25 protein-coding genes, 2 pseudogenes and 1 riboswitch are annotated in these 22,412 nt (G+C 72.2%); of the genes and pseudogenes, 11 read left to right on the top strand and 16 right to left on the bottom strand.

Annotation, left to right across the window (positions count from 1 at the left end):
• Positions 1–43 precede the first annotated feature (43 nt).
• A pseudogene (locus tag ACO0M4_RS34350) lies at positions 44–253 on the bottom strand (transposase); the annotation flags it as partial.
• A 452-nt stretch (positions 254–705) separates the two neighbouring features.
• Here ACO0M4_RS34350 and ACO0M4_RS34355 point away from each other — a divergent pair.
• The 5 genes from ACO0M4_RS34355 to ACO0M4_RS34375 are packed head-to-tail and all read left to right on the top strand — an operon-like array spanning position 706 to position 4,784.
• A complete protein-coding gene (locus ACO0M4_RS34355) occupies positions 706–1,614 on the top strand; it encodes a metal ABC transporter solute-binding protein, Zn/Mn family (protein ID WP_430374995.1) in 909 nt (302 codons plus the stop codon).
• A 9-nt stretch (positions 1,615–1,623) separates the two neighbouring features.
• Positions 1,624–2,565: a metal ABC transporter ATP-binding protein gene (locus tag ACO0M4_RS34360; protein ID WP_430374996.1), complete on the top strand. Its 942-nt coding sequence runs from the start codon at positions 1,624–1,626 to the stop codon at positions 2,563–2,565.
• Positions 2,552–3,457, top strand: a complete 906-nt coding sequence (locus ACO0M4_RS34365; protein ID WP_430374997.1) for a metal ABC transporter permease — start codon at positions 2,552–2,554, stop codon at positions 3,455–3,457. The genes ACO0M4_RS34360 and ACO0M4_RS34365 overlap by 14 nt, the downstream gene beginning before the upstream one ends.
• Positions 3,454–4,317, top strand: coding sequence for a metal ABC transporter permease (locus ACO0M4_RS34370; RefSeq protein ID WP_430374998.1), 864 nt, complete (start codon positions 3,454–3,456; stop codon positions 4,315–4,317). The genes ACO0M4_RS34365 and ACO0M4_RS34370 overlap by 4 nt, the downstream gene beginning before the upstream one ends.
• Positions 4,318–4,331: 14 nt before the next feature.
• Positions 4,332–4,784 carry a Fur family transcriptional regulator gene (locus ACO0M4_RS34375; RefSeq protein WP_430374999.1) on the top strand — a complete coding sequence of 151 codons (453 nt, stop codon included), beginning with the start codon at positions 4,332–4,334 and terminating at the stop codon, positions 4,782–4,784.
• Positions 4,785–4,998: 214 nt separating this feature from the next.
• Here ACO0M4_RS34375 and ACO0M4_RS34380 read toward each other — a convergent pair whose 3' ends face one another.
• The 5 genes from ACO0M4_RS34380 to ACO0M4_RS34400 form a co-directional block, all read right to left on the bottom strand.
• Positions 4,999–5,310, bottom strand: coding sequence for an ArsR/SmtB family transcription factor (locus ACO0M4_RS34380; RefSeq protein WP_430375000.1), 312 nt, complete (start codon positions 5,308–5,310; stop codon positions 4,999–5,001).
• A gap of 109 nt (positions 5,311–5,419) precedes the next feature.
• Positions 5,420–5,848, bottom strand: a complete 429-nt coding sequence (locus ACO0M4_RS34385; RefSeq protein ID WP_430375001.1) for a (2Fe-2S) ferredoxin domain-containing protein — start codon at positions 5,846–5,848, stop codon at positions 5,420–5,422.
• Positions 5,845–6,876, bottom strand: a complete 1,032-nt coding sequence (locus ACO0M4_RS34390; protein WP_430375002.1) for a WD40 repeat domain-containing protein — start codon at positions 6,874–6,876, stop codon at positions 5,845–5,847. The genes ACO0M4_RS34385 and ACO0M4_RS34390 overlap by 4 nt, the downstream gene beginning before the upstream one ends.
• A complete protein-coding gene (locus ACO0M4_RS34395; RefSeq protein WP_430375003.1) occupies positions 6,873–7,919 on the bottom strand; it encodes a CobW family GTP-binding protein in 1,047 nt (348 codons plus the stop codon). Before ACO0M4_RS34395 ends, ACO0M4_RS34390 begins: the two co-directional genes overlap by 4 nt.
• A 6-nt stretch (positions 7,920–7,925) precedes the next feature.
• Complete coding sequence (locus tag ACO0M4_RS34400) at positions 7,926–8,195, bottom strand: hypothetical protein (protein WP_403406679.1); 270 nt, start codon at positions 8,193–8,195, stop codon at positions 7,926–7,928.
• A 413-nt stretch (positions 8,196–8,608) separates the two neighbouring features.
• Here ACO0M4_RS34400 and ACO0M4_RS34405 point away from each other — a divergent pair, with 413 nt between their 5' ends.
• Positions 8,609–8,908 carry a hypothetical protein gene (locus ACO0M4_RS34405; RefSeq protein ID WP_430375004.1) on the top strand — a complete coding sequence of 100 codons (300 nt, stop codon included), beginning with the start codon at positions 8,609–8,611 and terminating at the stop codon, positions 8,906–8,908.
• A gap of 109 nt (positions 8,909–9,017) precedes the next feature.
• Positions 9,018–9,192, top strand: a riboswitch (M-box (ykoK) riboswitch).
• A gap of 404 nt (positions 9,193–9,596) precedes the next feature.
• Positions 9,597–10,040, top strand: a complete 444-nt coding sequence (locus ACO0M4_RS34410; protein WP_430375005.1) for a hypothetical protein — start codon at positions 9,597–9,599, stop codon at positions 10,038–10,040.
• 130 nt (positions 10,041–10,170) lie between these two features.
• Here the strand turns inward: ACO0M4_RS34410 and ACO0M4_RS34415 are convergent, their stop codons facing one another.
• The 7 genes from ACO0M4_RS34415 to ACO0M4_RS34445 all read right to left on the bottom strand — a co-directional run bounded on the left by ACO0M4_RS34415 (position 10,171) and on the right by ACO0M4_RS34445 (position 16,509).
• On the bottom strand, positions 10,171–10,698 hold the full coding sequence (locus ACO0M4_RS34415) for a DUF1775 domain-containing protein (protein ID WP_430375360.1): 528 nt from the start codon (positions 10,696–10,698) through the stop codon (positions 10,171–10,173).
• A 589-nt stretch (positions 10,699–11,287) separates the two neighbouring features.
• Complete coding sequence (locus ACO0M4_RS34420; protein WP_430375006.1) at positions 11,288–11,728, bottom strand: SPW repeat protein; 441 nt, start codon at positions 11,726–11,728, stop codon at positions 11,288–11,290.
• A 187-nt stretch (positions 11,729–11,915) separates the two neighbouring features.
• Complete coding sequence (locus ACO0M4_RS34425) at positions 11,916–12,965, bottom strand: lysylphosphatidylglycerol synthase transmembrane domain-containing protein (protein WP_430375007.1); 1,050 nt, start codon at positions 12,963–12,965, stop codon at positions 11,916–11,918.
• Positions 12,965–13,852 carry an SAM-dependent methyltransferase gene (locus ACO0M4_RS34430; RefSeq protein ID WP_430375361.1) on the bottom strand — a complete coding sequence of 296 codons (888 nt, stop codon included), beginning with the start codon at positions 13,850–13,852 and terminating at the stop codon, positions 12,965–12,967. Before ACO0M4_RS34430 ends, ACO0M4_RS34425 begins: the two co-directional genes overlap by 1 nt.
• Complete coding sequence (locus tag ACO0M4_RS34435) at positions 13,849–14,961, bottom strand: glycosyltransferase family 4 protein (RefSeq protein WP_430375008.1); 1,113 nt, start codon at positions 14,959–14,961, stop codon at positions 13,849–13,851. Before ACO0M4_RS34435 ends, ACO0M4_RS34430 begins: the two co-directional genes overlap by 4 nt.
• Positions 14,962–14,980: 19 nt before the next feature.
• A complete protein-coding gene (locus ACO0M4_RS34440; protein WP_430375009.1) occupies positions 14,981–15,379 on the bottom strand; it encodes a 6-pyruvoyl trahydropterin synthase family protein in 399 nt (132 codons plus the stop codon).
• A gap of 74 nt (positions 15,380–15,453) precedes the next feature.
• Positions 15,454–16,509 carry a zinc-dependent alcohol dehydrogenase gene (locus ACO0M4_RS34445; RefSeq protein ID WP_430375010.1) on the bottom strand — a complete coding sequence of 352 codons (1,056 nt, stop codon included), beginning with the start codon at positions 16,507–16,509 and terminating at the stop codon, positions 15,454–15,456.
• A gap of 72 nt (positions 16,510–16,581) precedes the next feature.
• On the opposite strand from ACO0M4_RS34445, the gene ACO0M4_RS34450 reads away from it, so the two are divergent.
• Positions 16,582–17,385: a CDP-alcohol phosphatidyltransferase family protein gene (locus ACO0M4_RS34450; RefSeq protein WP_430375011.1), complete on the top strand. Its 804-nt coding sequence runs from the start codon at positions 16,582–16,584 to the stop codon at positions 17,383–17,385.
• A 25-nt stretch (positions 17,386–17,410) separates the two neighbouring features.
• Here the strand turns inward: ACO0M4_RS34450 and ACO0M4_RS34455 are convergent, their stop codons facing one another.
• Positions 17,411–17,812: a DUF6126 family protein gene (locus ACO0M4_RS34455; RefSeq protein WP_430375012.1), complete on the bottom strand. Its 402-nt coding sequence runs from the start codon at positions 17,810–17,812 to the stop codon at positions 17,411–17,413.
• Between the two features lie 431 nt (positions 17,813–18,243).
• Positions 18,244–18,441, bottom strand: a pseudogene (locus tag ACO0M4_RS34460) (hypothetical protein); the annotation flags it as partial.
• A gap of 124 nt (positions 18,442–18,565) precedes the next feature.
• Here ACO0M4_RS34460 and ACO0M4_RS34465 point away from each other — a divergent pair.
• From ACO0M4_RS34465 to ACO0M4_RS34475, 3 genes are all read left to right on the top strand, one after another.
• Entirely contained in the window at positions 18,566–19,384 is an 819-nt protein-coding gene (locus ACO0M4_RS34465) for a TetR/AcrR family transcriptional regulator (protein ID WP_430375013.1), read from the top strand.
• 346 nt (positions 19,385–19,730) lie between these two features.
• Positions 19,731–20,831 carry a right-handed parallel beta-helix repeat-containing protein gene (locus ACO0M4_RS34470; protein ID WP_430375014.1) on the top strand — a complete coding sequence of 367 codons (1,101 nt, stop codon included), beginning with the start codon at positions 19,731–19,733 and terminating at the stop codon, positions 20,829–20,831.
• A 69-nt stretch (positions 20,832–20,900) separates the two neighbouring features.
• Entirely contained in the window at positions 20,901–21,932 is a 1,032-nt protein-coding gene (locus tag ACO0M4_RS34475; protein ID WP_430375015.1) for a methyltransferase, read from the top strand.
• A gap of 102 nt (positions 21,933–22,034) precedes the next feature.
• On the opposite strand, the gene ACO0M4_RS34480 is transcribed toward ACO0M4_RS34475, so the two are convergent.
• Positions 22,035–22,367 (bottom strand): TcmI family type II polyketide cyclase, encoded by a 333-nt coding sequence (locus tag ACO0M4_RS34480; RefSeq protein WP_430375016.1) that lies wholly within the window; start codon positions 22,365–22,367, stop codon positions 22,035–22,037.
• Between the last annotated feature and the right edge of the window lie 45 nt (positions 22,368–22,412).

The following is a 22,412-nucleotide window of genomic DNA, read 5'->3' on the forward strand; positions in this document are numbered from 1 at the left end:
GTTCCTTCACCTCCCGTTCCAACTCCGCGATCCGGGCGGCGTCCTGGCTGGTGGTCCCGGGCACGATGCCTTCGTCGGTCTCGGCCCGCTTGACCCACCCCCGCAGAGCCTCGGGGTGCACGTCCAACTGATCGGCGATGCGCTTGATCGCGCCGGCCCGGCCGACCAGGTCCTTGCGGGCCTCGACCGCCAGACGCGTCGCGCGTTCACGCAGTTCGTCGGGGTACTTACGGGGAGCAGACATGATCGGCATCCTTCCGGGGCTTCGATGTCTCCATCAAACCCGGGGCGATTCAGGGCGTTCGGCTGGCCGTGATCAGTGCCGCCGCACTTGAGGGTGCGGCTGTGCTAGCCGAACGACTGTCGCCGGAGGGCCCGTCAGGCGTTGTGCGCTACTGCAGGCCACATTTCTCCCCTGCATTCGCCTGCTTTGGCCGACTCGCATCGGAGGCCCCTCGGGGGTCTGCGGGGATCTTCGACGGTGGTGGGCCGGACCTTGGTCGCACGCCAGGTCAAAAGATGGCAACGGTTTTCATGTTTGATTGATGTGAAAATCATTTCCATCTAGCCTGTGGCGTGTCGCTATGTGGCCGGATCACGTCGCTCCGTGTCCGGCATTTGCCCGAAGGAGCCTGTATGTCCTCCGTCCCTGTTTCCGCCCCACGTTCTGTCCGACGCCCCGTGCGCATCGTGCTCGGTGCCGCGATGGCAGTCGCGACCGCCGCGACGGCCACGGCCTGCTCGACCTCCTCGGCGAAGACCGGCAACGCCGCCGCCTCCGGTGGCGGCTCGGGCAAGACGATCCAGGTGATGGCGGGGGAGAACTTCTGGGGCAGCATCGCCTCCCAGCTCGGGGGCAGCCACGTGAAGGTGACCAGCATCATCACCAACCCGGACACCGACCCGCACGACTACGAGCCGACCGCCGCCGACGGCCGCGCGGTGGCCGGTGCCCAGTACGCGATCGTCAACGGCATCGGCTACGACGCCTGGGCGGACAAGCTGCTCGCCTCCAACCCGGCCAGCGGCCGCAAGGAGCTGAAGGTCGGCGACCTGGTCGGCGTGAAGCCTGGCGGCAATCCGCACCGCTGGTACTCACCGGCCGACGTCCACAAGGTGATCGAGAAGATCACCGCTGACTACAAGAAGCTCGACCCGGCCGACGCCGCCTCCTTCGACCAGCAGAAGGCGACCTTCGAGACCAAGACGCTCGCCGGCTACAACAAGCTCATAGCCGACATCAAGGCGAAGTACGCGGGCACCCCGATCGGTGCTTCGGAGTCGATCGTCACGCCGCTCTCGGAGGGGCTGGGGCTGAAGATGCTCACCCCGGAGACGTTCCTGGACGCGATGAGCGAGGGCTCGGACCCGACGGCCAAGGACAAGGCCACCATCGACCAGCAGATCACGGGCAAGCAGATCAAGGTCTACGTCTACAACTCGCAGAACTCCACGCCGGACGTGCAGGCGCAGGTCAAGGCGGCCAAGGCGGCAGGCATCCCGGTCGCCACGGTGACCGAGACCCTCGCCCCCGCCGGGGCGACCTTCCAGCAGTGGCAGACCACCCAGCTCCAGGGCATCGAGCAGGCCCTGGCCAAGGCGACCGGGAAGTGACCTGACGCCATGAATCCGATAGCGAAGGTCCGCGAAGCCGCCGCCCACAGCGACCGTGGCGGCCACACCGTCCCCGCGCCCCGAACCGGCGGCACGGCCGCAGCAGCCGGAAGCGGCCCGGTGGTCGCGCTGCGCGACGCCGCCGTGCGCGTCGGCGGCCGGACTCTGTGGGCCGGCGCGGACCTTCGCGTCGGGCCCGGCGAGTTCACCGCCGTCCTCGGCCCCAACGGGGTCGGCAAGTCCACCATGATCAAGGTACTGCTCGGCACACTGCCCGCCGCGGGCGGCGAGGTCCGGGTCCTCGGCGCCCGTCCGGGGCAGGCCAACGACCGCATCGGCTACCTGCCGCAGCGCCGCAGCTTCGACGCCTCGATGCGCATCCGCGGTATCGACGTCGTCCGCATGGGCCTGGACGGCGACCGCTGGGGCGTGCCCCTGCCGTTCCCGACCGCCCGCCGCCGCGCCGAGCGTGAACGCGTCGCCGAGGTCGTCGAGCTGGTCGGGGCGTCGGGGTATGCGCACCGGCCGATCGGGCAGTGTTCCGGTGGTGAGCAGCAGCGGCTGCTGATCGCGCAGGCGCTGGTCCGCAGGCCCGAACTGCTGCTGCTGGATGAGCCGTTGGACAGTCTGGATCTGCCCAACCAGAGTGCGGTGGCCGCGCTGATCGGCCGGATCTGTCATCAGGAGGGGGTGGCGGTGGTGATGGTCGCCCACGATGTGAACCCGATACTCCACCACCTCGACCGGGTCGTGTACCTGGCAGAGGGCGGCGCGGCAGCCGGCACCCCGCAGGAGGTCATCACCTCAAAGACGCTGACCCGGCTCTACGGCACCCCGGTCGAGGTGCTGCGGACCTCCGCCGGGCGGCTGGTCGTGGTCGGGCAGCCGGAGGCGCCCGCTCGCCACACCGACCGGCACGAGACGTCCGGAGGCGGCCGTGCTGCTGGCTGACGCCAACTCCCCGGTGTGGTCATGGAACCTCATCGCCGACTTCCAGCAGATGTGGGCGTTCCCGTTCATGGTCAACGCCTTCCGGGCGGGGGCGATTACCGCCGTGGTGTCGGCGGTGGTGGGGTGGTTCGTGGTGCTGCGGCGGCAGACGTTCGCCGCGCACACCGTCTCCGCGGTCGCCTTCCCCGGTGCGGCCGGGGCGGTCCTGCTGGGGGTGAGCGCGGTCTACGGGTACTTCGCCCTGTGCGTGGCCGCCGCACTGGTCATCGCGGCCCTGCGCGGCAGCGGAGACCACGAGGATTCCGCGCTCACGGGAACCGTGCAAGCCTTCCTCCTCGCCTCCGGCTTCCTCTTCATCGCCCTGTACAAGGGGCTGTTGGAGGGGCCGCAGACCATTCTGTTCGGTACGTTCCTCGGCATCACCTCGACGCAGGTGACCGTGCTGGCGAGTGTTGGCACCGGGGTGCTCGCGGTGCTGGCGCTCATCGGGCGCCCCCTGCTCTTCGCGTCCGTCGACCCCCAGGTCGCCGCCGGGCGGGGAGTCCCGGTCCGCGCTCTTTCGCTGCTCTTCCTTGCCCTGCTCGGCGCGGCGACCGCCGAGGCCAGCCAGATCACGGGGACCCTGCTCGTCTTCGCCCTGATGGTCATCCCCGCCGCCACCGCCCAGACCCTCACCGCCCGTCCGGGACTGAGTCTTGCGCTCGCTGTGCTGCTGGCGTTCGCGGCCACCTGGCTCGGGCTGACCGCCGCCTACTACTGGCCGTATCCACTGGGCTTCTTCGTGACGTCGTTCGCCTTCGCCGGCTACGTCATCGCCCGGGGCGGGCACGCGCTGTACGCGATCCGCGGCCGGATCAGGCCGTCCCTACCGGCCACGGAGGTCACGGCATGACTGGTCTGTTGGCCGCCTCGCCGCTCGCCCAGCCCTTTTTCCAGCACGCGCTGCTGGCGGGGACCGCTATCGCGGTGGCTTCGGGGCTCGTCGGCTACTTCCTCGTCCTGCGCGCCCAGGTCTTCACCGGCGACGCCCTCAGCCACGTCGCCTTCACCGGAGCCATGGCCGCCCTCGCCTTCGGCTACGACCTCCGCCTCGGACTGTTCGCCGCCACCATCGCCGTCGCGCTGCTCTTCGGCGCCCTCGGCCGCACGGCACGAGCCGACGACGTCGTCATAGGGAGTGTCTTCTCCTGGATCCTGGGCCTCGGCGCGTTCTTCACCACCCTGTACACCACCTCCCGCAGCACCACCAACGGCAACGCCGGCGTCAGCGTCCTGTTCGGGTCGATCTTCGGCATCTCCGCGGGCAGTGCGGTCACGGCCGCCCTGGTCGCCGCCGGCATCTGCCTGACGGTGCTGCTCATCGCCCGCCCGCTGCTGTTCGCCACCCTCGACGAAGCCGTGGCCGCCGCCCGCGGAGTGCCTGTCCGCCTGCTTGGCTTCGGCTTCCTCGCCGTCGCAGGCATCAGTGCCGCTGAGGCCGCCCAGGCCGTCGGCTCGCTGCTCCTGCTCGGCCTGCTGGCCGCCCCCGCCGGCGCCGCGACCCGGCTCACCGACCGCCCCTACCGCGCGCTCGCCCTCTCCGCCGCACTCGCCGTACTGGAGATCTGGGCAGGGCTCTTCGCCGCCCACGCGTTCCCGGAGATTCCGCCGAGTTTCGCCATCATGGCCGCCGCCACCGCCGTCTACGTCGCCACTTTCCTGATACGACGGCCCGCCACCCGCACCCCCACCTCAGCCCCCGCGGGGGCGTGACCGAAAGCCCGGTGATGGCAACCAACCGACCGCACACCGCCGCACCGGCGCAGGAAGTGGCGCTGATCGGCCGCCTCACCCAGCAACGCGCCATCGTGCTGGCGGCCCTGATGGCGGTGGAAGGCTTCGTCGGCGCCCAGGCACTGCACAACCAACTGGCCGACGACGGAACCCCGGTCGGCCTGTCCACGGTCTACCGCACCCTGACCGCCTTCGCCGAGGCCGGCCGCGCCGATGTCGTCCGCGACAGCAACGGCGAACGCCTCTTCCGCTACCGCCCCGGCCCCGACCACCGCCACTACCTGATCTGCACCGAATGCGGCCTCAGCCTCACGGTCGACTCGGAACCCGTGGAGAGCTGGGCCGAGAAGACCGCCCGGACCTCCGGCTTCGCCAACGTCCGGCACACCGTCGAGCTCACTGGCCTCTGCCCCGACTGCAACCAGGAGCAGGCGCCCGTGCGGTGACGACGCGGGCGCGGGATAGCCAGAGGTGCACCATGGGAGGCAGACGCTCAGCGGCGGGCCATGAGAAGTGGGCCACTGAAGCGTAAGAAGATGCCCTTGAGCGTGTGCCCTGGCCGCCGGTGGTATCGGGCGCTGCCCATCGGCGCGAGACCGGTGACCCGACGCGGCACCGAGCCTCCACGGCGCTCCGTGTGCCATGTGCTCGTGGCGGCCTTTACCCCCGGCTGTCCTTGACCCCGAGTGTGCGGTGCCTGACGTGGTGGACCGCCTCGTCGAGGAGTTGGGCGACATGGTTGTCGTGGAGTCGGTAGACCATGCGACGCCCCGACCGTTCGCCGGTCACCAGGCCGAGGATGCGCAGCAGCCGGAGCTGGTGGGAGACGGCGGACTGTTCCCGGCCGATGGCGGCGGCGAGTTCGGTGACGGAGCGTGGCTCCTGCCGGAGTGTCGTGAGGATCCGAAGGCGGGAAGGGGCCGCGAGGGCTTGGAGGGTGGCGGCGACGGTCGCGACCGTGGCTCCGTCCATGGGGGCCGTCGGACCCGCACTCGGCCGGCTCGGTTCCCTTACGGCCGAGGCGTTGTGCGCCGGGCACTCGGGCCATGGGCACTTGGCGGCGAGCCGACCGGCCGCAGTCTCACCTGCGTGCACGGCCCCGCCCGCGTGCACGCTTGCGTATCTCGCCCGGCGGGCGGATGAACTGCAGCTCCAACGTGGGCGGTGGCTCGGCGATCCCCGGACCGCCGTCGGCGGCCCACCGCACGATGTCATCGGTTGCGGCATCGCCCATCGCCCAGCCGATCCACGTGGCGCGCCCGCCGCGGCGCCGCCCCTCGCCGGAGGGCTGGACCACGATGACGTTGGCCTGGTCGCAGGGGCCCAGGCAGTCCGTCGTACGGACCGTGAACCGACCGCTGGAGTCGGCAGCCGCCGCGTACAGCCGGTCCAGTTGCCACTCGTGGTCGCTGCCGGGGTGCTTGCGCGGGTTGCCGCAGCAGCATCCTCGGCAGACCACCAGGGCGACCGGGCGGGCCTGGGATGCGCCGACCACCCCGTGCGTGGTCACAGAGCGGTCCGGGAGGGCAGATGGTGGGCGCGGACGCGGCCGTCGCGGTACGCGGAGACGAGCAGTTGCGGCCCCGCCCAGGCGAGCGCCGTCACCGCGGCATCGCCGTCAAGGGTGCGCGCGGGGCGGAGCCGGGTTTCTGGCCGTCCTGCGGTGGCCCGCCACAGGGCGATCGTGCCGTCGTCGCCCCCGGTGGCGAGGTGACCGTCGGGACCGGGCCGCCAGGCCAGGGCCGTGACGGTTTCGTGGCAGCGCAGCGAGCGTGGTGCGGTGCCGGCCGGGCCCTTGCCGCGGAAGTCCCACACGGTGACGTCGGGGGCGCCGTCGGCGGCGAGCCAGCAGCCCGAGTCGTCGAAGGTGAGACGCGAGACCTTCTCCGGGTAGCCGGACATGGTGAGTTCGCCGGCGTCCCGGGTGCGCCAGATGTGGATCGAGGCGTCCTGGTTGCCGCTGCAGATCCACCGGTCGGTGGGGGCGACGGCCAGCGCCAAGTGTGAGCCGATGTAGGAGTAGGTCCGCACCGGGGCGGCCTGGTGGCGTTCGTGGCAGCGCACCGCACCGTAGGCGGCGACCGCCAGGCGTCGCCCGCCCCGCATCCAGGCCAGGTCGGTGACGGTACTGGCGGCCGGTTCGGTGGCCCACAACTCCTCGCCCATCGTGTCCAGTACGAGGGCGCGGCGGCCGGAGGCGACGGCGAACCGCTCGGCATCGGCCCATCGGGCGGCCGATGACCAGGCACCGCTTTCCCTGACGGTGGTGCTGCCGTCTTCCCGCTGCCAGAGCGCGTATCCGGTCGGCCCGGTGGCCACCAGGTGCCGGGCGTCGGGGGACAGCGCCGCATGCAGTGCGCCGCCGGGGAGTTCGACGGTAGCGGTATGGGTGCCGGTGGCGGTGTCCAAGATGCCGGTGGTGCCCTCGGCTCCGGCGACCGCGACCAGATCGTGTTCGGTACTGAGTGCCACCGGGGCGTCGTCGAGAGTGATATCCCAGGCGATCCCCAGGTCGGCGCCGGGTGCGGCGATGCTCATACGGCGACTCCCGCGACGGCCAGGCAGCCGGCGAAGCCGCGTTCCAGTTCGGATCGGTCCAGGTTGCGGCCGATGAACACCAGCCGGTTGCCGCGGAGTTCCCCGTCGTTCCAGTCGCGGCCGAACTCGCCGACCAGCAGCATGTGCACCCCCTGGAACACGTACTGCTTGGGGGCGCCCGCGATGGCCAGGATGCCCTTGGAGCGGAAGATGTCGACGCCCTTGGTGCGCAGCAGGGTGCCGAGCCACTGGTTGAGCCGGTCCTCGTCGAGTTCGCCGGGCAGGTCGATGCCGACGGAGGTGACGGTGGTGTCGTGCTGGTGCTCGGTCTCGGTGAGGAAGGACGGGTCGTCCCTGAGCACGCGGTCGAGGTCGAATGCGCCGACGTCCAGGACCTGTTGCAGGTCGATCTCGGCGCGCTGGGCGGGGATGATCTGGACGCCGGTGTTGATCGCGTGGATGCGCGAGACGACCTCCGCGACGGTGGCCTCGTCGGCGAGGTCGGTCTTGTTGAGCACGATCCGGTCGGCGAAGGCGATCTGCTCGACGGCCTCGTTCTCCACGCCTTCGGGCTTCACCTCGTCCAGGTGCTGCAGGACGTGGGCGGCGTCGACGAGGGTGACGATGGCGTCCAAGCGCAGCTGGGCGGCGATCTCGTCGTCCATGAAGAAGGTCTGGGCGACGGGTGCGGGGTCGGCGAGGCCGGTGGTCTCGATCAGGATGTGGTCGAACTTCTCCCGGCGGCGCATCAACGCGCCCAGGATGCGGATGAGATCGCCGCGCACGGTGCAGCAGATGCAGCCGTTGTTCATCTCGAAGATCTCTTCTTCGGCGTCCAGGACGAGGGCGTCGTCGATGCCGACCTCGCCGAACTCGTTCTCGATGACGGCGACTCGCAGGCCGTGCTGCTCGGTGAGGATGCGATTGAGCAGGGTGGTCTTGCCCGAGCCGAGGAACCCGGTCAGTACGGTCACGGGGACGCGGTCGTCCACGGCGTCGGCGGTTTCTACGGCCTGCGGTGTCCGGTCGGCGGTGTCGGTCATGACGGGTCAGGCTCCTTCGGGTGCGGTGGCGAGCAGGCGGCACAGGTCGCCCTCGGTGACCTGGTCGGCCGGGCGGTGCAGGGTCCAGCGGCGGGCGGGGCCGTCCATCGGCAGGACGGCGATGACCGTCTCAAGCGGCGGGCAACCAGGCTCGGTGCAGGCGAGTTGGCGGATCACCACGGCGCTGTCCTCGTCGAGGCCGAGCAGACGCCGCACGGCCTCCTTCAGTTCGGGGAACTGCGGCGGTCGCGCTGACAGCTGGCCGGGCAATGGCATGGGATCTCCTCGACGGACGTCTTGAGCACCGAGCCGCATGCATGGGCGAACGCACCCGGAGCCACAGTGTGTTGACGCGTTCCTGCTGATCGTGGTGGTTCCTCGCTTCCGTGAGCTCGCTTCTGTGAGCTCGCTTCTGTGAGTCCGTCCGGCGAAGGCACAGGCAGGCAGTGCGGTCACATGCCGGTGAGCCGGTGCTCTGCGTCCACGGCTCAGCAGCGGTTCCGCCCACGCTAGATGAAAATGAATTCCATGTCTATTTGTGCCCGCGGAGTGCACCGGGGATCGGAACCACCCTGATTCCGGCCGACCTCCGGCGACTTTTGCGAATGCCAAGCTTGGTTAACACTGAAGGTGCAGGCTCTCCCGTCGGAAGAGATCCGTTGACGCGGGGGGAGAGAGCAGGGTTTGCCATGCTGACCAGTGCGCACACTTCTCACACGAACCACACGCACCAGCACGGGGCGGGATGCGGGCACGTCGCCGTCCCGCACGACGACCACGTCGACTACGTACACGACGGGCACGTGCACCGGATCCATGACGACCACGCCGACGAGTGCGAGCCCACAGGCCACACGGTCCACCAGGACCACGACCACCAGCACCGGCCCGGATGCGGCCACGTCGCCATACCGCACGCCGACCATGTGGATTACGTCCACGACGGGCACCGCCACGCCCTGCACGACGGGCACTGGGACGACCACTGATCCCGTGCCGTGCGCCGCCCGCAGAGGCCGCGGTCAAGGTTGCGTCAAGGGCTTGCACGATCAGGCAAGAGCGAGGGTAGGTTTATTGGCCGTTGGAAACGAATGAATTCAGACACCTCGTTCGGTGAGGCGTCTGCACGGTCACCGGCCACTGGCCCCATGACGTCAAGAGACGCCTAGGTTCAGGACAGGTCTCCCCGGCCCAAGGGGTGACCCCAAGTCGCTTCCCCGGCACGGGGATTGCGCCGTGGAGTGTCCAAAGCTCTGACGAGCTGGGGTGAACCAGCCATGGTGGGCCGGTCCGCGCTTTGTCGTGTCCGTCCGGCGCTCGTGCGTCCCGGCCGCAAGGAGGCGAGAGACATGGACGGCCACTCCAGAAGTCCGGGCCACAGTCGGCCCGCATTCGTATGTCTTCTCCGACCTCCGGTACGCGGTAACCGCCTCCCCTGCGCGCTGTAGGCGCCCCTCCCCCACACCCATGCGGCCACCGGCCGTGCCGGGTCGCCGTGCTGCGCCCTCGCAGGGGATCGCTGCTGCGCACCCAACCTCCCCCGCCCCTCAGAAGGCCGACACCACCACCGTCTCCGCTGCGGGAGACGCCTGCGCAGGAAGCACAGAGCGGCTGTGCCGGCCCGTCAACTCCCCACCGAACACGCTCCATTGGCCGACCCGCTCGGGAGGTGCCCGCATGAATCTCCTGCACCGCCTGCTCCACCGGCGCCCCAGGACCGTTGTGTGCCCTGTGCTGACGCACTGCACGCTCCAGGCCGTGTGCGACCGCCGCGTCGAGAAGAAGATACGCGCCCTGTGCTTCCTCGCATTCGCAGACACCGACACGCGTCTGCACAGTCTCCACACCATCCAGTCGGACGGCAGCGTCCATGTGCTCCTGCAGATGACGCTCACCGCGGACAGTCCCGCCGCCGCTGCCTTGGAACGACTGGCCGTCCGGCTGACACGCGAACCCCAGGTGCGTGATCTGCGCTGGCAGCTGCACACCCCGGCCACCAGCGGCGACAGCGCCGACCGCCCCATCAGCCCGGGACGGTTTTCCCATGAAACTTCTGTCCGGCCCTCTCTTCCGACGCCCGAGGACTCCCATGGAACCGAGAGTTCCTGGCTCAGAACATGAAGGAGGACTGGCTCCGGCAGGGGCCGCAGCCAGTCCTCCTTCTCTTTACTCCCCCGGTCTGGTCGGTAGATCGGGGGCGGTGTCCGGTGAGCTTCCGGGATTGCCGGTCACCCACCGGGCATCGCATGGGCTATGCCCCGCGCTCCTGCTTGCCGGCACGGGAGCGGGCCAGGCCGAGGACGCCGACCGCCAGGCCCGCGATGCCCAGATTCCGGGCCGTGGAGTCGTGGGCGTTCGCGGGCGCGGCCGTCGGAGTCTTCGGTGCCGCAGTCGGCGCGTCGTCGGGGGCCGCCGCGGTGAGCTTCAGCGTCGGGGCCGGGTTCTCCGGCTCGGGCTGGCCGGGCCGCTTCGCCTCGATCCAGCGGACGATCTTGCCGTCGGAGTAGGTCTGCAACGCCTTAAAGGCCAACTGGCTGGCTCCGGTGAGCAGTTGCCCGAAAGCGACGGTGAAGTCCTGGTAATTGCGGGGGTCAATCTTGCCGCCGGTCCAGATGATCTCCGAGACGGCGTCGGTGATGTCGCCGTCGCCATGGCGCCGTAGGTGAGCTTGACGAGGGCGTCCCGGACCTCGTCCGCACGCCGGTACTGCTGGGGTTCCGGGTGCGGGCGGTGCTGCTGCGACTGGTCGTCCGACATGGTGGAGCTCCTCTCCGGTGATGTCCGGTCAACGGCGTTACGCACGGGGCCCGGCAGGGCACAACAACGCCTGAGTGCCGTTGCGCACCACACCTCGGGCCCTGTCGGCCCGATCTTCGATGCAATGCCCCATCCACCACCCTGCCCGTTCGGCGTGACCGGCAGCACCACCCGGGAGAGGAGGGACCCTCCCTGTCCCCCGACGACGATCAACTCCGCGACCTCGCGGAACAGCTCCCACCCGACGCCGCCCCCTACCCGCCCGTCCGCATACCGGCGGCTCCCGCGGCACCGTTCCGGCGCTGGGCGGTCTGGCTGATACTGGCCACCGCAATCGCAGTCCTGGTCACCGGCGTGGCCCTGGCGCACGGACTGCTCCTGGCCGGCGGACTGGTGCTGGCCGGACTGGCCGGACAACACTTCACACCACCCCGCTCCGCCACCTCCGGCCGCGACCACCGCCGGTAGCCGGACGGGGACCGGACCAGCGCCGGTAGCCGAATGGGGACCGCCCGTACGCCGCCGGACGTGCCCGGCCCGCTTGCCGTCGCTTGGGGACTCCGAAGGGCAAGCGGGCCGGTGGTTTTCACGCGCCCCCGCGGGAGCGCGCCTCACGTGACGCGGCGACTCCTCGATGCCACGGCGATACACAGCGCACCCAGCAGCAGGGTCAGGGCGCCGATGGCGATGTTGTTCCAGATGACCCCCATGTCAGGACCGCGTCCAACGATCCAAGGCGACACGATCATCCAGGCGCCGATCGCGCACATCGCGCCGCTCAGGCCGTACATGCGTTCCGGAGTGACGGTGAACCCGATCGCCAGCAGGGCGATCGCGATGCCGACGATGAGGTTGTGGTTCACCAGCGCCGGTTGCGAGGCCGTGTAGTGCACGATCCAGGGTGATGCCGCGCAGTACAGACCGACCAGGAACACCGGCCCGTCGACGAACACCACGTCCCGCCCGCCGAGCGTCCGCTCGAACCGGGCCCTCATCTCGGAAACGTCAGGGTGACCAGCGAGATCTCCCCTGGGGTGTGAGACGTCGGCCATACGACTCGCCTCCTTCGGTCACGCGTCGGGGCCGCATCACGTGGCATCGACCACTCATCCTTATTTTGCTCTTATGTCGCCTTTATGTGTAGATGCTGAACCAGGGAAATTCGACCGGATCCGGTCGACCGGGCCGCCGCCCTCTCCTCCGCCGCCCCTCCCTCGCAGACCGCACCGCGCCGGCCGCTCACCCGTCCGCGGACCGTTCGACGACCGCCGTACGGACAGAAGGCGACCGACCCCCGCGACGCGGCGGACACGGCGGACGGCGCGGACTGGGTGGCCGGCGGCGGGCGTTCCGCAGCCCGGTGCCCCAGCGGACCAGCAGCACCCCGGCGCCGGGCAGACTCGCGGCCAGGACGAGCACCCCGTACACGACGGCGGTGGCCAGCCCCTGTCCGGCACCCAGCCCGGCGGCGGCGAAGGCCCAGGCCGCGACGCCCTCCCGGGGTCCCCAGCCGCCGACGTTCAGCGGCAGGGCCATGGCCAGCAGCGCCAGCACCACCAGCGGCACCAGGTCGGCGGCCGGCGCCCGTACCCCGGCGACCCGGGCCGCCAGCAGGAACGTGCCCACGTAGCCGACGAGGACGGCCGCCGACGACCCGACGACGCCCGGCCAGCGCCTCGCCATGACCCGCCGGGCCTCGGTCAGCGCGGTCCGCAGCCCGCCGCCGGTCCGAGCGGCCGGACCGCCCCGGCGCCGGCGGGCCCGGCCGAGCGACACGGCCCCGAGAACACCGGCCGCGAGCACCACGAGCACCAGCCCGGCCGCCGGGGTGGTGAGCGCCCGGGCGACCGCCCCGCGCACCGGCGACGGCCGGACGGCGAGCACCCCGGCCCCGGCCACGAGCAGGATCACTTGTCCGGCGGCCCGCTCCAGGACGACGGCGCGCACGCCGCGCCCCACGTCCCCGGCGGCCCGGCCGTGGTGCACCGCCCGGTGGACGTCGCCGAGCACACCGCCGGGCAGTGCCGCGTTGAGGAACAGCGCCCGGTAGTAGTCCGCCACCGCCCGCCCCAGCCGTAGCCGCAGGCCCAGGCCGCGGGCGACCAGACACCACCGCCAGGCGCTGCACACGGTCGTCAGCACCCCGATGCCCACGGCGCCGAGCAGGGTGCCGGCGTCGATCCGGCGCAGTCCGTCCAGGAAGGCCCCGGAACCCAGGTGCCACAACAGGGCCGCCAGGATCGCCAATCCGCCCGACATGCGGAGCCAGGACCATGCCTGACGCTTCATCAGTTGAGGCGGGGAGTGGGGATCCCGGCCGGATCGGGGAGCGCCAGCAGGTCGGTGTGGTGCACCGTGACCCCCAGTTCCCCCGCCGCGCACACCTCCAGGCGCCGCCGCAGATACCGGTCGGCCTCGGCGGCCAGCTCCGGCCGCTCCTCCCGGGCGGCGGCCACCCAGCCCCGCAACCACCGCTCGGCCAGCCCGCACTCGGGCCCGCCCAGCCGCCAGGGACTGGGCCGGGTCAGCACCCGCGCACCGCGCAGGGTGAACGCCTCGACGGCCACCGCGACCGCGTCCGGCCCCAGGCGCCGGCGGCCGCCCTCCGTCCGGCGCTGGTGGGCGTTGAACGCGGCGGAGATCTCGGCGTCGAGGGGGTCGGCCGGGGTGAGTTCGACCCGGCCGGTGACCGAGAGCGCCAGCAGCGCCGGGCAGCCGGCGCCCGCACAGGCCGCGACGACGGTCTCCAGCTCGTCGCGGGTGAGCAGGTCGAGCAGCGCGGAGGCGGTCACCAGGGACGTCCCGGCGAGGACGGCGGCGGTCAGGGCGGCCAGGTCGCCGCAGGCGGTGGTGGACGTAACGGGCCGGCCGTCGGCGGCGGTTGACGGCATCCGGCCGGCGGCCCGGGCGAGCAGGGCCGCGTCGTGGTCCTGGAGGACCCAGTGCTGGGGGCCGGGCAGCCGGACCGCGAGCCAGCGCCCCATCGAGCCCGTACCGCAGCCCAGGTCGCGGATCACCAGGCCGTCGGGGCCGTCGGTGCGTTCCCGAGCGGGGGCCGCGGCGAGCCGGTCCCGCAGTGGATGCAGTAGCTCCGGCGCGCGGGCCGCGGCGTCCGCCCGCTCCCGCAACTCCAGCCACTGCGGGCAGAACCGCGGTCGGCCGACCGCCCCCGTCACGGGCTCCACGGCGCGTTCCGCAGCCGTTCCAGCGCTCCGGCCAGACTGTGCGACGTCATCTCCCACCCCTCCAGCATGGCACGGCGACCGCGCGCCGCGGCCGTCAGCCGGCACCGCAATTCCGGATCGTCGAACCAGGCGCGCAGCGCCCCTGCCAGGGCGGCCGGCTCGCCCGACGGGACCAGCAGTCCGGGCACGCTCCCATCGGGGGCCCGCCCGACCGCTTCCGGCACCCCGGCCACGGCCGTCGCCAACACCGGGATCCCGCGCGCCAGCGCCTCGGTGAGCACCATGCCGTACGTCTCGGCGTACGAGGCGAGCAGCACCAGATCTGCGGCGGCGTAGCGGGCAGCCAGTGCCGCGCCGGTTCGTGGGCCGGCGACCCGGATCCGGCTCTCCAGACCCAACTGACCTATCTGTGCCTGGAGTTGCGTGACACAGTCCGGGGCGTGCCGGGTGCCGCCGACGAAGGTGCAGGTCCACGGGGCGTCGGTGACGGTGGCGAGGGCGTCCACCAGGCGGTGGTGACCCTTGCGCGGGGTCACCGACGCCACGCACAGCAGCCCACCGGCGCCGTCGGTCCCCGGGGCGAGCGGCGCCGGATCGACGCCGGGCCGGGCGACCGTCACCGGCGGCAGCCCCGGCCCGTGGTGGGTGCGGATCCGGCGGGCCGCCCAGTCGCTGGTGGCGATCACCGCCCGGACGGCGTGCAGGGCGCGCCGTTCCCGGGCGTCCAGGGCCGCCGCCATCCCGGGGGCGAGCCCGGTCTCGTCGGCGAGCGGGAGATGGACCAGGACGGCCAGTCGCAGCCGGGCGGCCGCGGGGCGGAGGACGTCGGGCACTCCGCACGCCACCAGTCCGTCCAGCAGCACCACCGCACCGTCCGGCAGTCCGGCCAGCAGCCGGGCCAGTGCGGCCGTGGCGGCGGTGTCCGGTTGCGGCCAGTCGCCGGGCACCGGATGGCGGTGCACCCGCCAGCCGAGGGCCGCCAAGTCGTGGCAGACCCGCAGGTCGTAGCCGTTGCCGCCACTGGGTGCGCAGGTGTCGGCGACGCCGCCGGGCAGGACGGCGTGCACCACCCGCGCACCGTCCGGGCCCGGGCCGGTCACCGGGTGCGCCCGCGCCGGCTCACAGTGTGCGCTCGTAACTGGCCCAGGCGAGGTGGGATTCGTGCAGGGTGACGGTGATCCCGCTCAGTTCGCGGGCGCCCTCGCCGAGGTTGCCGGCGTGCACCCGGTCGGCGATCCGGTCGGCGATCACCTTGGCCAGCGCCTCGGTCGAGGTATTGATCCCGGCGAAGGCGGGTTCGTCGTCGAGGTTGCGGTAGTTCAGCTCGGCGACCACCGCGCCGAGTTCCTGGGTGGCCAGGCCGATGTCGACCACGATGTTGTCGTCGTCGAGCTCCGGCCGGCGGAAGGTGGCGTCCACGATGAAGGTGGCGCCGTGCAGGCGCTGCGCGGGCCCGAAGACCGCGCCGCGGAAGCTGTGCGCGACCATCAGGTGGTCGCGAACGGTGATGCTGAACACGGGTGTTCCTCCAGAGGTGTCGCCGACGGAAGGTCGCGGACGGAGAATCGGGGGCAGCGGGCGCGGACGGGGCGTCACACCGCACCGGAGGCCGGGGCGCCGGCCGCCGGGTAGCGGATGCGGTGGCAGAGCGCCGGAAGCGCGCCGGAGACCAGCCGGGGCAGCACCGACGGCAGGTCCTCGAAGGGGGATTCCCCGGTGATCAACGCGTCGAAGGCGGGGTCGGCGAGCAGGTCGAGCGCGAGCGCCAGGCGGTCGGCGAAGGTGCGCCGGCCGCGCCGGGCCGGGGCGACCGCGCCCACCTGGCTGCTGCGGACGGTCAACCGGCGGGAGTGGAAGGACTCCCCCAGCGGCAGGCTGACCCGGCGGTCGCCGTACCAGCTCAGCTCGATCACGGTGCCTTCCGGAGCGAGGAGTTCGAGGGCCCGGACCAGGCCCTCCTCGGTGGCGCTGGCGTGGACGACGAGGTCGCAGTCGCCGCGGGCGTCGGCGGGCAGCGCGAACGGGACGCCGAGCGCCGCGGCGGTGGCGGCGCGCGCCGGATCGGCGTCGACCAACTGCACCCGCGCGGCCGGGTATCGGGCCAGCAGGGCGGCGACCGCGGCCCCGACCATGCCACCGCCGACCACCGCGATCCGGTCGCCGAGCAGCGGCGCGGCGTCCCAGACTCCGTTCACCGCGGTCTCGACGGTGCCCGCGAGGACGGCGCGCGCCGCGGGCACGGCGTCCGGGACGGGGGTCACCGCGTCCGCCGGGACGACGTAGTGCGTCTGGTGCGGGTAGAGGCAGAAGACCGTGCGGCCGCGGAGCGCGTGCGGCCCCTCCTCGACCACGCCCACGTTGAGGTAGCCGTATTTGACCGGCGCCGGGAACGCGCCGTCCTGGAACGGCGCCCGCATCGCCGCGTACTGGCTCTCCGGGACGCCGCCGCGGAAGACCAGGCTCTCGGTCCCCCGGCTCACCCCGGAGTAGAGCGTGCGCACCAGGACCTCGCCGGCGGCGGGCCGCGGCAGCTCGACCGTGCGGATCTCGCCGCGACCTGGAGCGCTGAGCCAGAAGCTCTGGGCGACGCGCGGCAACGAATCCTCCTGGACGGTGCGGCGATGCGTCGGGAATGCTGAGGGACGCATGCCGGGGATCATGGCGACGCCGTCACGATACGCGGCGCCCCCCGGCTCCGCCACAGGGTCCCGGGAGGCACGATGGCCGTACAAGGACGGTACGGGGCAAGGCCGTTCGGCCCGGACCGGGCGGCCGGCGCGGTCGCGCAGCTGGTGCTGTTGGAGGTGTTGTGCCGGGCGGTCGGACTGGGTCCGGCGGGCTGGCTGACCGGGTTCGCGTTCGCGGTGGCCACCTGGGCCGCGCTCACCCGGGCACTGCACAGGTCCTGGCTGCGGTCCTTCGGGCCGGCCAACCGCGTCACGCTGGCCCGGGCCACTCTCGTCGGCGGGGTGACGGCGCTGGTCGCCGACTCCTTCGGCAGGCACGCGCCGGTGGCGGTGCTGGTCGGGCTGGCCTCGGTCGCGCTGGTCCTGGACGCGGTGGACGGCCAGGTGGCGCGGCGCACCGGGACGGCGTCGACGCTGGGCGCGCGGTTCGACATGGAGGTCGATGCGTTCCTGATCCTGGTGCTGTGCGTCTACGTGGCGGTCCCGCTGGGGCCCTGGGTGCTGGCCATCGGCGCGCTGCGCTACCTCTTCGTCGCGGCGTCCTGGGCTCTGCCGTGGCTGCGGGCGCCGCTGCCGCACAGCATGGCCCGCAAGGCGGTGGCCGCGGTGCAGGGCGTCGTGCTGGTGGTGGCGGGCGCCGGGATCGCGCCGCGGGCGCTGGAGCGGGGCGCGGTGGCGGGGGCGCTGGCGCTGCTGGTGTGGTCGTTCGGGCGGGACGTGGGGTGGCTGTGGCGGGCCAGGGCGCGCGTGACCGGCGGGGAATCCGTGGCGCGGGCGGCGGACGGCGGGTCCGTGGGGCGGAAGAGCGGTGGGCGGTCCGTGCCGGGTGCGGGGTGAGGCCGGCGGGGTGCGGTCGGGGGCGTCAGGTCCCGGCGTGCCGCCCCAGGTAGACGACCAGCGCCAGGAACACCAGCGCCAGGTTGGTCACGGCGATGTAGAGCAGCACCCGTATCCACAGGCTGCGCCGGGCCGCCTCGTGGGCCGCGGCGCGGTGGGTCACCAGGACGGTGGCGGGCAGCCGCGCCAGCCGGGTGCCGGGGCGGACCGCGGTGGCCCGGGCCCGACGGACCCCGCAGCGGAGCGAGTGCCGGTGCCGGGCGGCGATCTCCGGGCAGGTGCGCCGGTGGCCGCGGGGCGGGCGGAGCGGGCCCCGGCCGAGGTGGCGGCGGCCCCGGCAGGCCCGTGCGGAGGCGGTGGGTATGCAGGTGCGGGAACGGACCGCACGCCACGGCGGCGGTCCCTTGCGTCGCGGTGCGCCGGACATCGGTGGGTCACCCGGCTCCGGCGTCGGATGCGGTGGACCGCCGGCGTGGCGCGCCGCCACGCACCCGTTCCCGTACCGACTCGGCGAAACCGCCCACGCATGCCCTCCGCGTTCGGGCCGACCGGCCATCGCGTTGATCCGTTGAACAGGGGAATTCCTCAACTGTAGACGACGGCCCCGCCGGGTTGAACGGGCGGGGCGGGACCAATGGGTCCGTTCCCGGTACCGAATCGACGGCCCGGGCCGGGCACTTGCCGCCCTCGTATCCCCGACTGCGGGTGCCGCCGGCGGGCCGGGTCCGGGGCCTCGGACGTCGGGCGGGTGCCGGACCGCGCGGACGCCGCGGCGGGAGCGGCTGGCGCAGGGCGGACGCCGAGGCGGGAGCAGTGGGAACGGCCGGCGGCGCCCAGGGCGTCGGTGGCGGTGCCGACGGTGGAGCGGGAGTTGATGAGCCGCTGGGACTCGGCGGCCACGGTGCCGAACACCAGGGAGGATTTCCCGGAACCAGAAATTCCGGTGAAGAGCGCCAGTCGGCGTTGGGGATATCGACTCGGGCCTCGGCAAGGTGCTCCTCCCGGGCGCCCCCGGGCGCCCCGGACCTCGACCGTCTCGTGGCCGTCCGCACCGGTACCGCTGCCCCGGAAGCACCCCCGGTCCCCCGCCCCACTCGGATTCCAGGGCCCTCCCCCTGTACCCTTACGGCATAAAGAGTTCGATCGGAGACACCGACTTTACGCCCTAAGGAGTAGTGCGTTGGTGGCATTCGCGGGCCAGGGCGATCCCCGCCGTTCGCTGTCCCTGCTGTGGCGCACGGAGGATTCCGGGGCGGGCCGCCGGACCCGCCTGCCCCGGGGCCCCAAACCAGCGCTGAGCGTGGACGCCATCGTGGACGCGGGCATCGCGGTGGCCGACGCGGAGGGCATGGCCGCGCTGTCGATGCGCACGGTCGGCGAGCGGCTGGGCCGCACGGCCATGGCGCTGTACACCTACGTCCCCGGCAAGACCGAGCTGGTGGACCTGATGTACGACCGGGCCCTGGCCGAGCTCCCCACCAGCTACGACCCGGCCCCCGGCTGGCGGTCCGCGGTGACGTCCTGGGCCACCGACACCTGGGAGTTCGCCCTGCGCCATCCCTGGGTGCTCCAGGTCCCCCAGACACGCCCGGTGCTGGGCCCCCACGAGTACACCGCCCTGGAGGCCCTGCTGCGGGTGCTGTACGCCACGGGGCTGGACTCCGCCTCGCTGCGCCGGATCGTCGACCTGCTCCTCCACTTCGTCCGGGGGGCCGCCCGGACCGTCACCGAGTCCCGGGAGGCGTCCGCCGCCACCGGCGTCAGCGACGAGGACCGGTGGCACTCCCGCGCCGGCACACTGACCGAGGTCGTCCCGGACTTCGCGGAGCGCTTCCCGCTGTTGGTCCGCCTGGAGACCGAGGGCGCCGCGCCGCCGCCCGAGGAGGGCGCGGCGGGTTCGCCTCTGGAGCGCGAGGCGCGGGCGACCTTCGAGGCCGGGCTCGTCGTCATCCTGGACGGCATCGAGGCCGCCATCGCGCGGCGGGCCGCGGGCCACTAGCCCCTTGGAGTGATGAAGCGGGCGGGACCGCCCCGGGCGGGTGTCGTCGGGGTGCGGGACGGCGTTGAGCAGCCGTGACCGTCCCCCGCCTCCGTCCGTGGTTCCTGCCGGCCAGCCTCGCGGCCCTGTTGACGGAGGTCCTGCCGAACGGTCCGACTGACGCCCCGTCCGATCCCGGGCCCGGCCCGGCGGCTGATCCGGGGGCGGACGCCGGGCAGGTCCGACCGCCGCCCGCCGCACCGCGTCCCCCCGGCGCCCCGGCCCCGGAAAGCTGACCCCTGCACGCACTGTGGTCATCGGGCTACCACATGTGGCGGGGTCGGGTGATCGCCCATAGCTTCGCTTCATGGCGCTACGACAGATGCCCCACGGGGCACGGCGGATGACCTACCTGGGGTGCGCGACGGCGGTCCTGGCCGGCACACTGGTCACCGCCCCGCCGTCCCGGGCCACAGCGGACCGAGACGACAGGGTGCTCGTCGTCCGGCCCGGGGAATCCGTCCAGCGGGCGGTGGACGCGGCCCGACCGGGCGACACGGTGGTCCTGCTGCCCGGTGTGTACCGCGAGAGCGTGCTGATCAACAAGTCGCACCTGATGCTCCGTGGGACCGACGGGGAAGCCGTGCTCGCCCCACCCGCCACCCAGGCGGAGAACGCCTGCGGGCAGACCGGTGACGGCATCTGCGTCACCGGTGGCCCCGGTGGCCCGCTCACCGACGTCCACCTGCGGTCGCTGACCGTCGAGGGGTTCCGGCGGAACGGCGTCTGGGCCTCCGGCACCGAGGGACTGACGCTGCACCACGTCACCGCGCGGCACAACGGCCAGTGGGGCATCGGGCTGGAGAAGTCAGTGCACAGCCTGCTCCACGACAACATCGCGTCGGAGAACGGCGACGCCGGGATCTTCCTGGCCAACGTGGTCGCGGAGGAGGGCGGGGCGCTCGACACCCGGGGCACCGTACTCGTCGAGAACCGGCTCGGCGGCAACCGCATCGGCATCACGGCCCGGCGCCTCCGCAACCTCCTGATCGCCCACAACACCGTGGTCGGGAACTGCGCCGGGGTGTTCGTGGTCGGCGACGAGGGTCACCCCAAGGCCGGCGCGCTCACGGTCCGGGACAACGAGGTCTCGCGGAACAACAAGTTCTGCCCGGCGACCAAGCGCCTGGCGTTCCTCCAGGGATCCGGTGTCGTCCTCACCGGCACCGAGGACTCGCTCGTCCAGCACAACCTGATCCGGGACAACGTTGGCAACTCACCGCTCTCGGGCGGTGTGGTGCTCTTCCCGAGCTTCGTCAAGGCCACCAACGACCGCAACCTCATCAGCGACAACGTGGTGCTGCGGAACGCCCCGGCGGACCTGATCAACGCGGATCCGACCGGGCAGCGGAACGTCTTCCTCCGCAACACCTGCCGGACCTCCAAGCCGCCCGGCCTGTGCGGATAGCGACGCCGGCCGCGGAACAGCAGCGCCCATGCACAAGCCACACGAACGTCAACGGGAGAAAGAGGCGGAATGACCACCGTGAGCCCCACCCCCCAGCCCGCCATGCGGCTGCGGGAACTCATCTTCGGCGCCGCGTGTGCGGCAGCCGTCCGGGCGACCGCACGGCTCGGAGTCGCCGACGCGCTGGGCGAGCAGCCCACCACCGTGGAGGAGCTGGCCGCATCGGTGGACACCGAACCAGGCCCCCTGCAACGGATGTTGCGGGCGCTGGCCTGCTACGGGATCTTCCAGGAGACCCCGGACGGGAAGTTCGCCCACACCGAGATGTCGCGGCTGCTGCGGGACGACACCCCGAACAGCCTGCGCTACATCTCGCTGTGGTGCACCGAGCCGTGGACGTGGGAGGCGTGGCCGCGGCTGGACGACGCGGTGCGCTCCGGCCGGAACGTCTTCGACGACCTCTACGGCAAGGGGTTCTTCGACTACCTGCACCAGGACGCCCAGGACTCCGCGCAGGTCTTCAACCGGGCGATGACCACCTCCAGCAAGCAGTCGGCCCGCGATATCGCCGAACTCCTCGACCTGACCGGGGTGTCCTCGGTGGCGGACATCGGCGGCGGGCAGGGGCACGTCCTGGCCGGCCTGCTGGAGAAGTACCCCTCGCTGCACGGCGCCCTGCTCGACCTGCCGTCGGTGGTGGAGAATGCCGACCCCCGCCTGCGGGACGGCGGTCCGCTGGCCGACCGGGCGCGGATCGTGCCCGGCGACTGCCGCGACGACATCCCCGTCGAGGCCGACCTCTACATCATCAAGAACATCCTGGAATGGGACGACGACAGCACCCGCCGGACGCTGCGGAAGGTCGTCGAGGTGGCCCGGCCCGGTGCCCGGGTCGTGGTCATCGAGAACCTCGTCGACGACAGCCCGTCGATGAAGTTCACCACCGCCATGGATCTGCTGCTGCTCCTGAACGTGGGCGGGGCCAAGCACTCCAAGGAGAGCCTGGTCCGCCACATGGCCGAGGCCGGGCTGCTGGTCCACGACATCCTCGTGGTCAACCCGTATCTGCACGCCTTCGAGTGCACCGTCCCCGCCGGCTGAGCCGACATGGTGCACGGGCGGAGCCGGCCGGGTCCGGCCGGCACGGTGGCGGCCTCCCCGCAGGACATGGCAGGGAGGCCGGCCACCGTGCACCGGTCCGGATCAGCCGGCGCCGTCCCGGTCCCAGCGGTAGAACTCCTGGGCCATCGCGTCCTTGGGACTGCGCCAGGTCTCCGGGTCGTACGCGCTGACGTAGGCGGAGAGTTTCTGGCTGACGGCCTGGAACTCCGGGTGCTGGTGCACCTTGGCGATCTCCGGGCCGGGCGGGAGGTCGGACTCGATGAGGTGCAGGTACACGTCACCGAACTGGAACAGCTTCCGCCGGTTGACGCCCACCAGGTAAGGCAACTCCGTACGGTCCGAGGCCGCGAAGACCTCGGCGATGTCGGGAGCCGAGCCCGGCTTCATCCGGGCGACGATCAGAGCGTGGTGCATCGAGAGGTTCCCTTCGTTGCCGCCGGGCGGCGGTCCGGGGTCGGG

Source organism: Streptomyces sp. RGM 3693, assembly GCF_050471125.1.
Taxonomy (GTDB): Bacteria; Actinomycetota; Actinomycetes; order Streptomycetales; family Streptomycetaceae; genus Streptomyces.

Coding starts and splice junctions, on each gene's coding strand:
- ACO0M4_RS34355 (WP_430374995.1), top strand. CDS start 706: ATGGCAGTCGCGACCGCCGCGACGGCCACGGCCTGCTCGACCTCCTCG.
- ACO0M4_RS34360 (WP_430374996.1), top strand. CDS start 1,624: ATGAATCCGATAGCGAAGGTCCGCGAAGCCGCCGCCCACAGCGACCGT.
- ACO0M4_RS34370 (WP_430374998.1), top strand. CDS start 3,454: ATGACTGGTCTGTTGGCCGCCTCGCCGCTCGCCCAGCCCTTTTTCCAG.
- ACO0M4_RS34375 (WP_430374999.1), top strand. CDS start 4,332: ATGGCAACCAACCGACCGCACACCGCCGCACCGGCGCAGGAAGTGGCG.
- ACO0M4_RS34380 (WP_430375000.1), bottom strand. CDS start 5,310: ATGGACGGAGCCACGGTCGCGACCGTCGCCGCCACCCTCCAAGCCCTC.
- ACO0M4_RS34390 (WP_430375002.1), bottom strand. CDS start 6,876: ATGAGCATCGCCGCACCCGGCGCCGACCTGGGGATCGCCTGGGATATC.
- ACO0M4_RS34395 (WP_430375003.1), bottom strand. CDS start 7,919: ATGACCGACACCGCCGACCGGACACCGCAGGCCGTAGAAACCGCCGAC.
- ACO0M4_RS34400 (WP_403406679.1), bottom strand. CDS start 8,195: ATGCCATTGCCCGGCCAGCTGTCAGCGCGACCGCCGCAGTTCCCCGAA.
- ACO0M4_RS34405 (WP_430375004.1), top strand. CDS start 8,609: ATGCTGACCAGTGCGCACACTTCTCACACGAACCACACGCACCAGCAC.
- ACO0M4_RS34410 (WP_430375005.1), top strand. CDS start 9,597: ATGAATCTCCTGCACCGCCTGCTCCACCGGCGCCCCAGGACCGTTGTG.
- ACO0M4_RS34420 (WP_430375006.1), bottom strand. CDS start 11,728: ATGGCCGACGTCTCACACCCCAGGGGAGATCTCGCTGGTCACCCTGAC.
- ACO0M4_RS34425 (WP_430375007.1), bottom strand. CDS start 12,965: ATGAAGCGTCAGGCATGGTCCTGGCTCCGCATGTCGGGCGGATTGGCG.
- ACO0M4_RS34445 (WP_430375010.1), bottom strand. CDS start 16,509: ATGCGTCCCTCAGCATTCCCGACGCATCGCCGCACCGTCCAGGAGGAT.
- ACO0M4_RS34450 (WP_430375011.1), top strand. CDS start 16,582: ATGGCCGTACAAGGACGGTACGGGGCAAGGCCGTTCGGCCCGGACCGG.
- ACO0M4_RS34455 (WP_430375012.1), bottom strand. CDS start 17,812: ATGTCCGGCGCACCGCGACGCAAGGGACCGCCGCCGTGGCGTGCGGTC.
- ACO0M4_RS34470 (WP_430375014.1), top strand. CDS start 19,731: ATGGCGCTACGACAGATGCCCCACGGGGCACGGCGGATGACCTACCTG.
- ACO0M4_RS34475 (WP_430375015.1), top strand. CDS start 20,901: ATGACCACCGTGAGCCCCACCCCCCAGCCCGCCATGCGGCTGCGGGAA.
- ACO0M4_RS34480 (WP_430375016.1), bottom strand. CDS start 22,367: ATGCACCACGCTCTGATCGTCGCCCGGATGAAGCCGGGCTCGGCTCCC.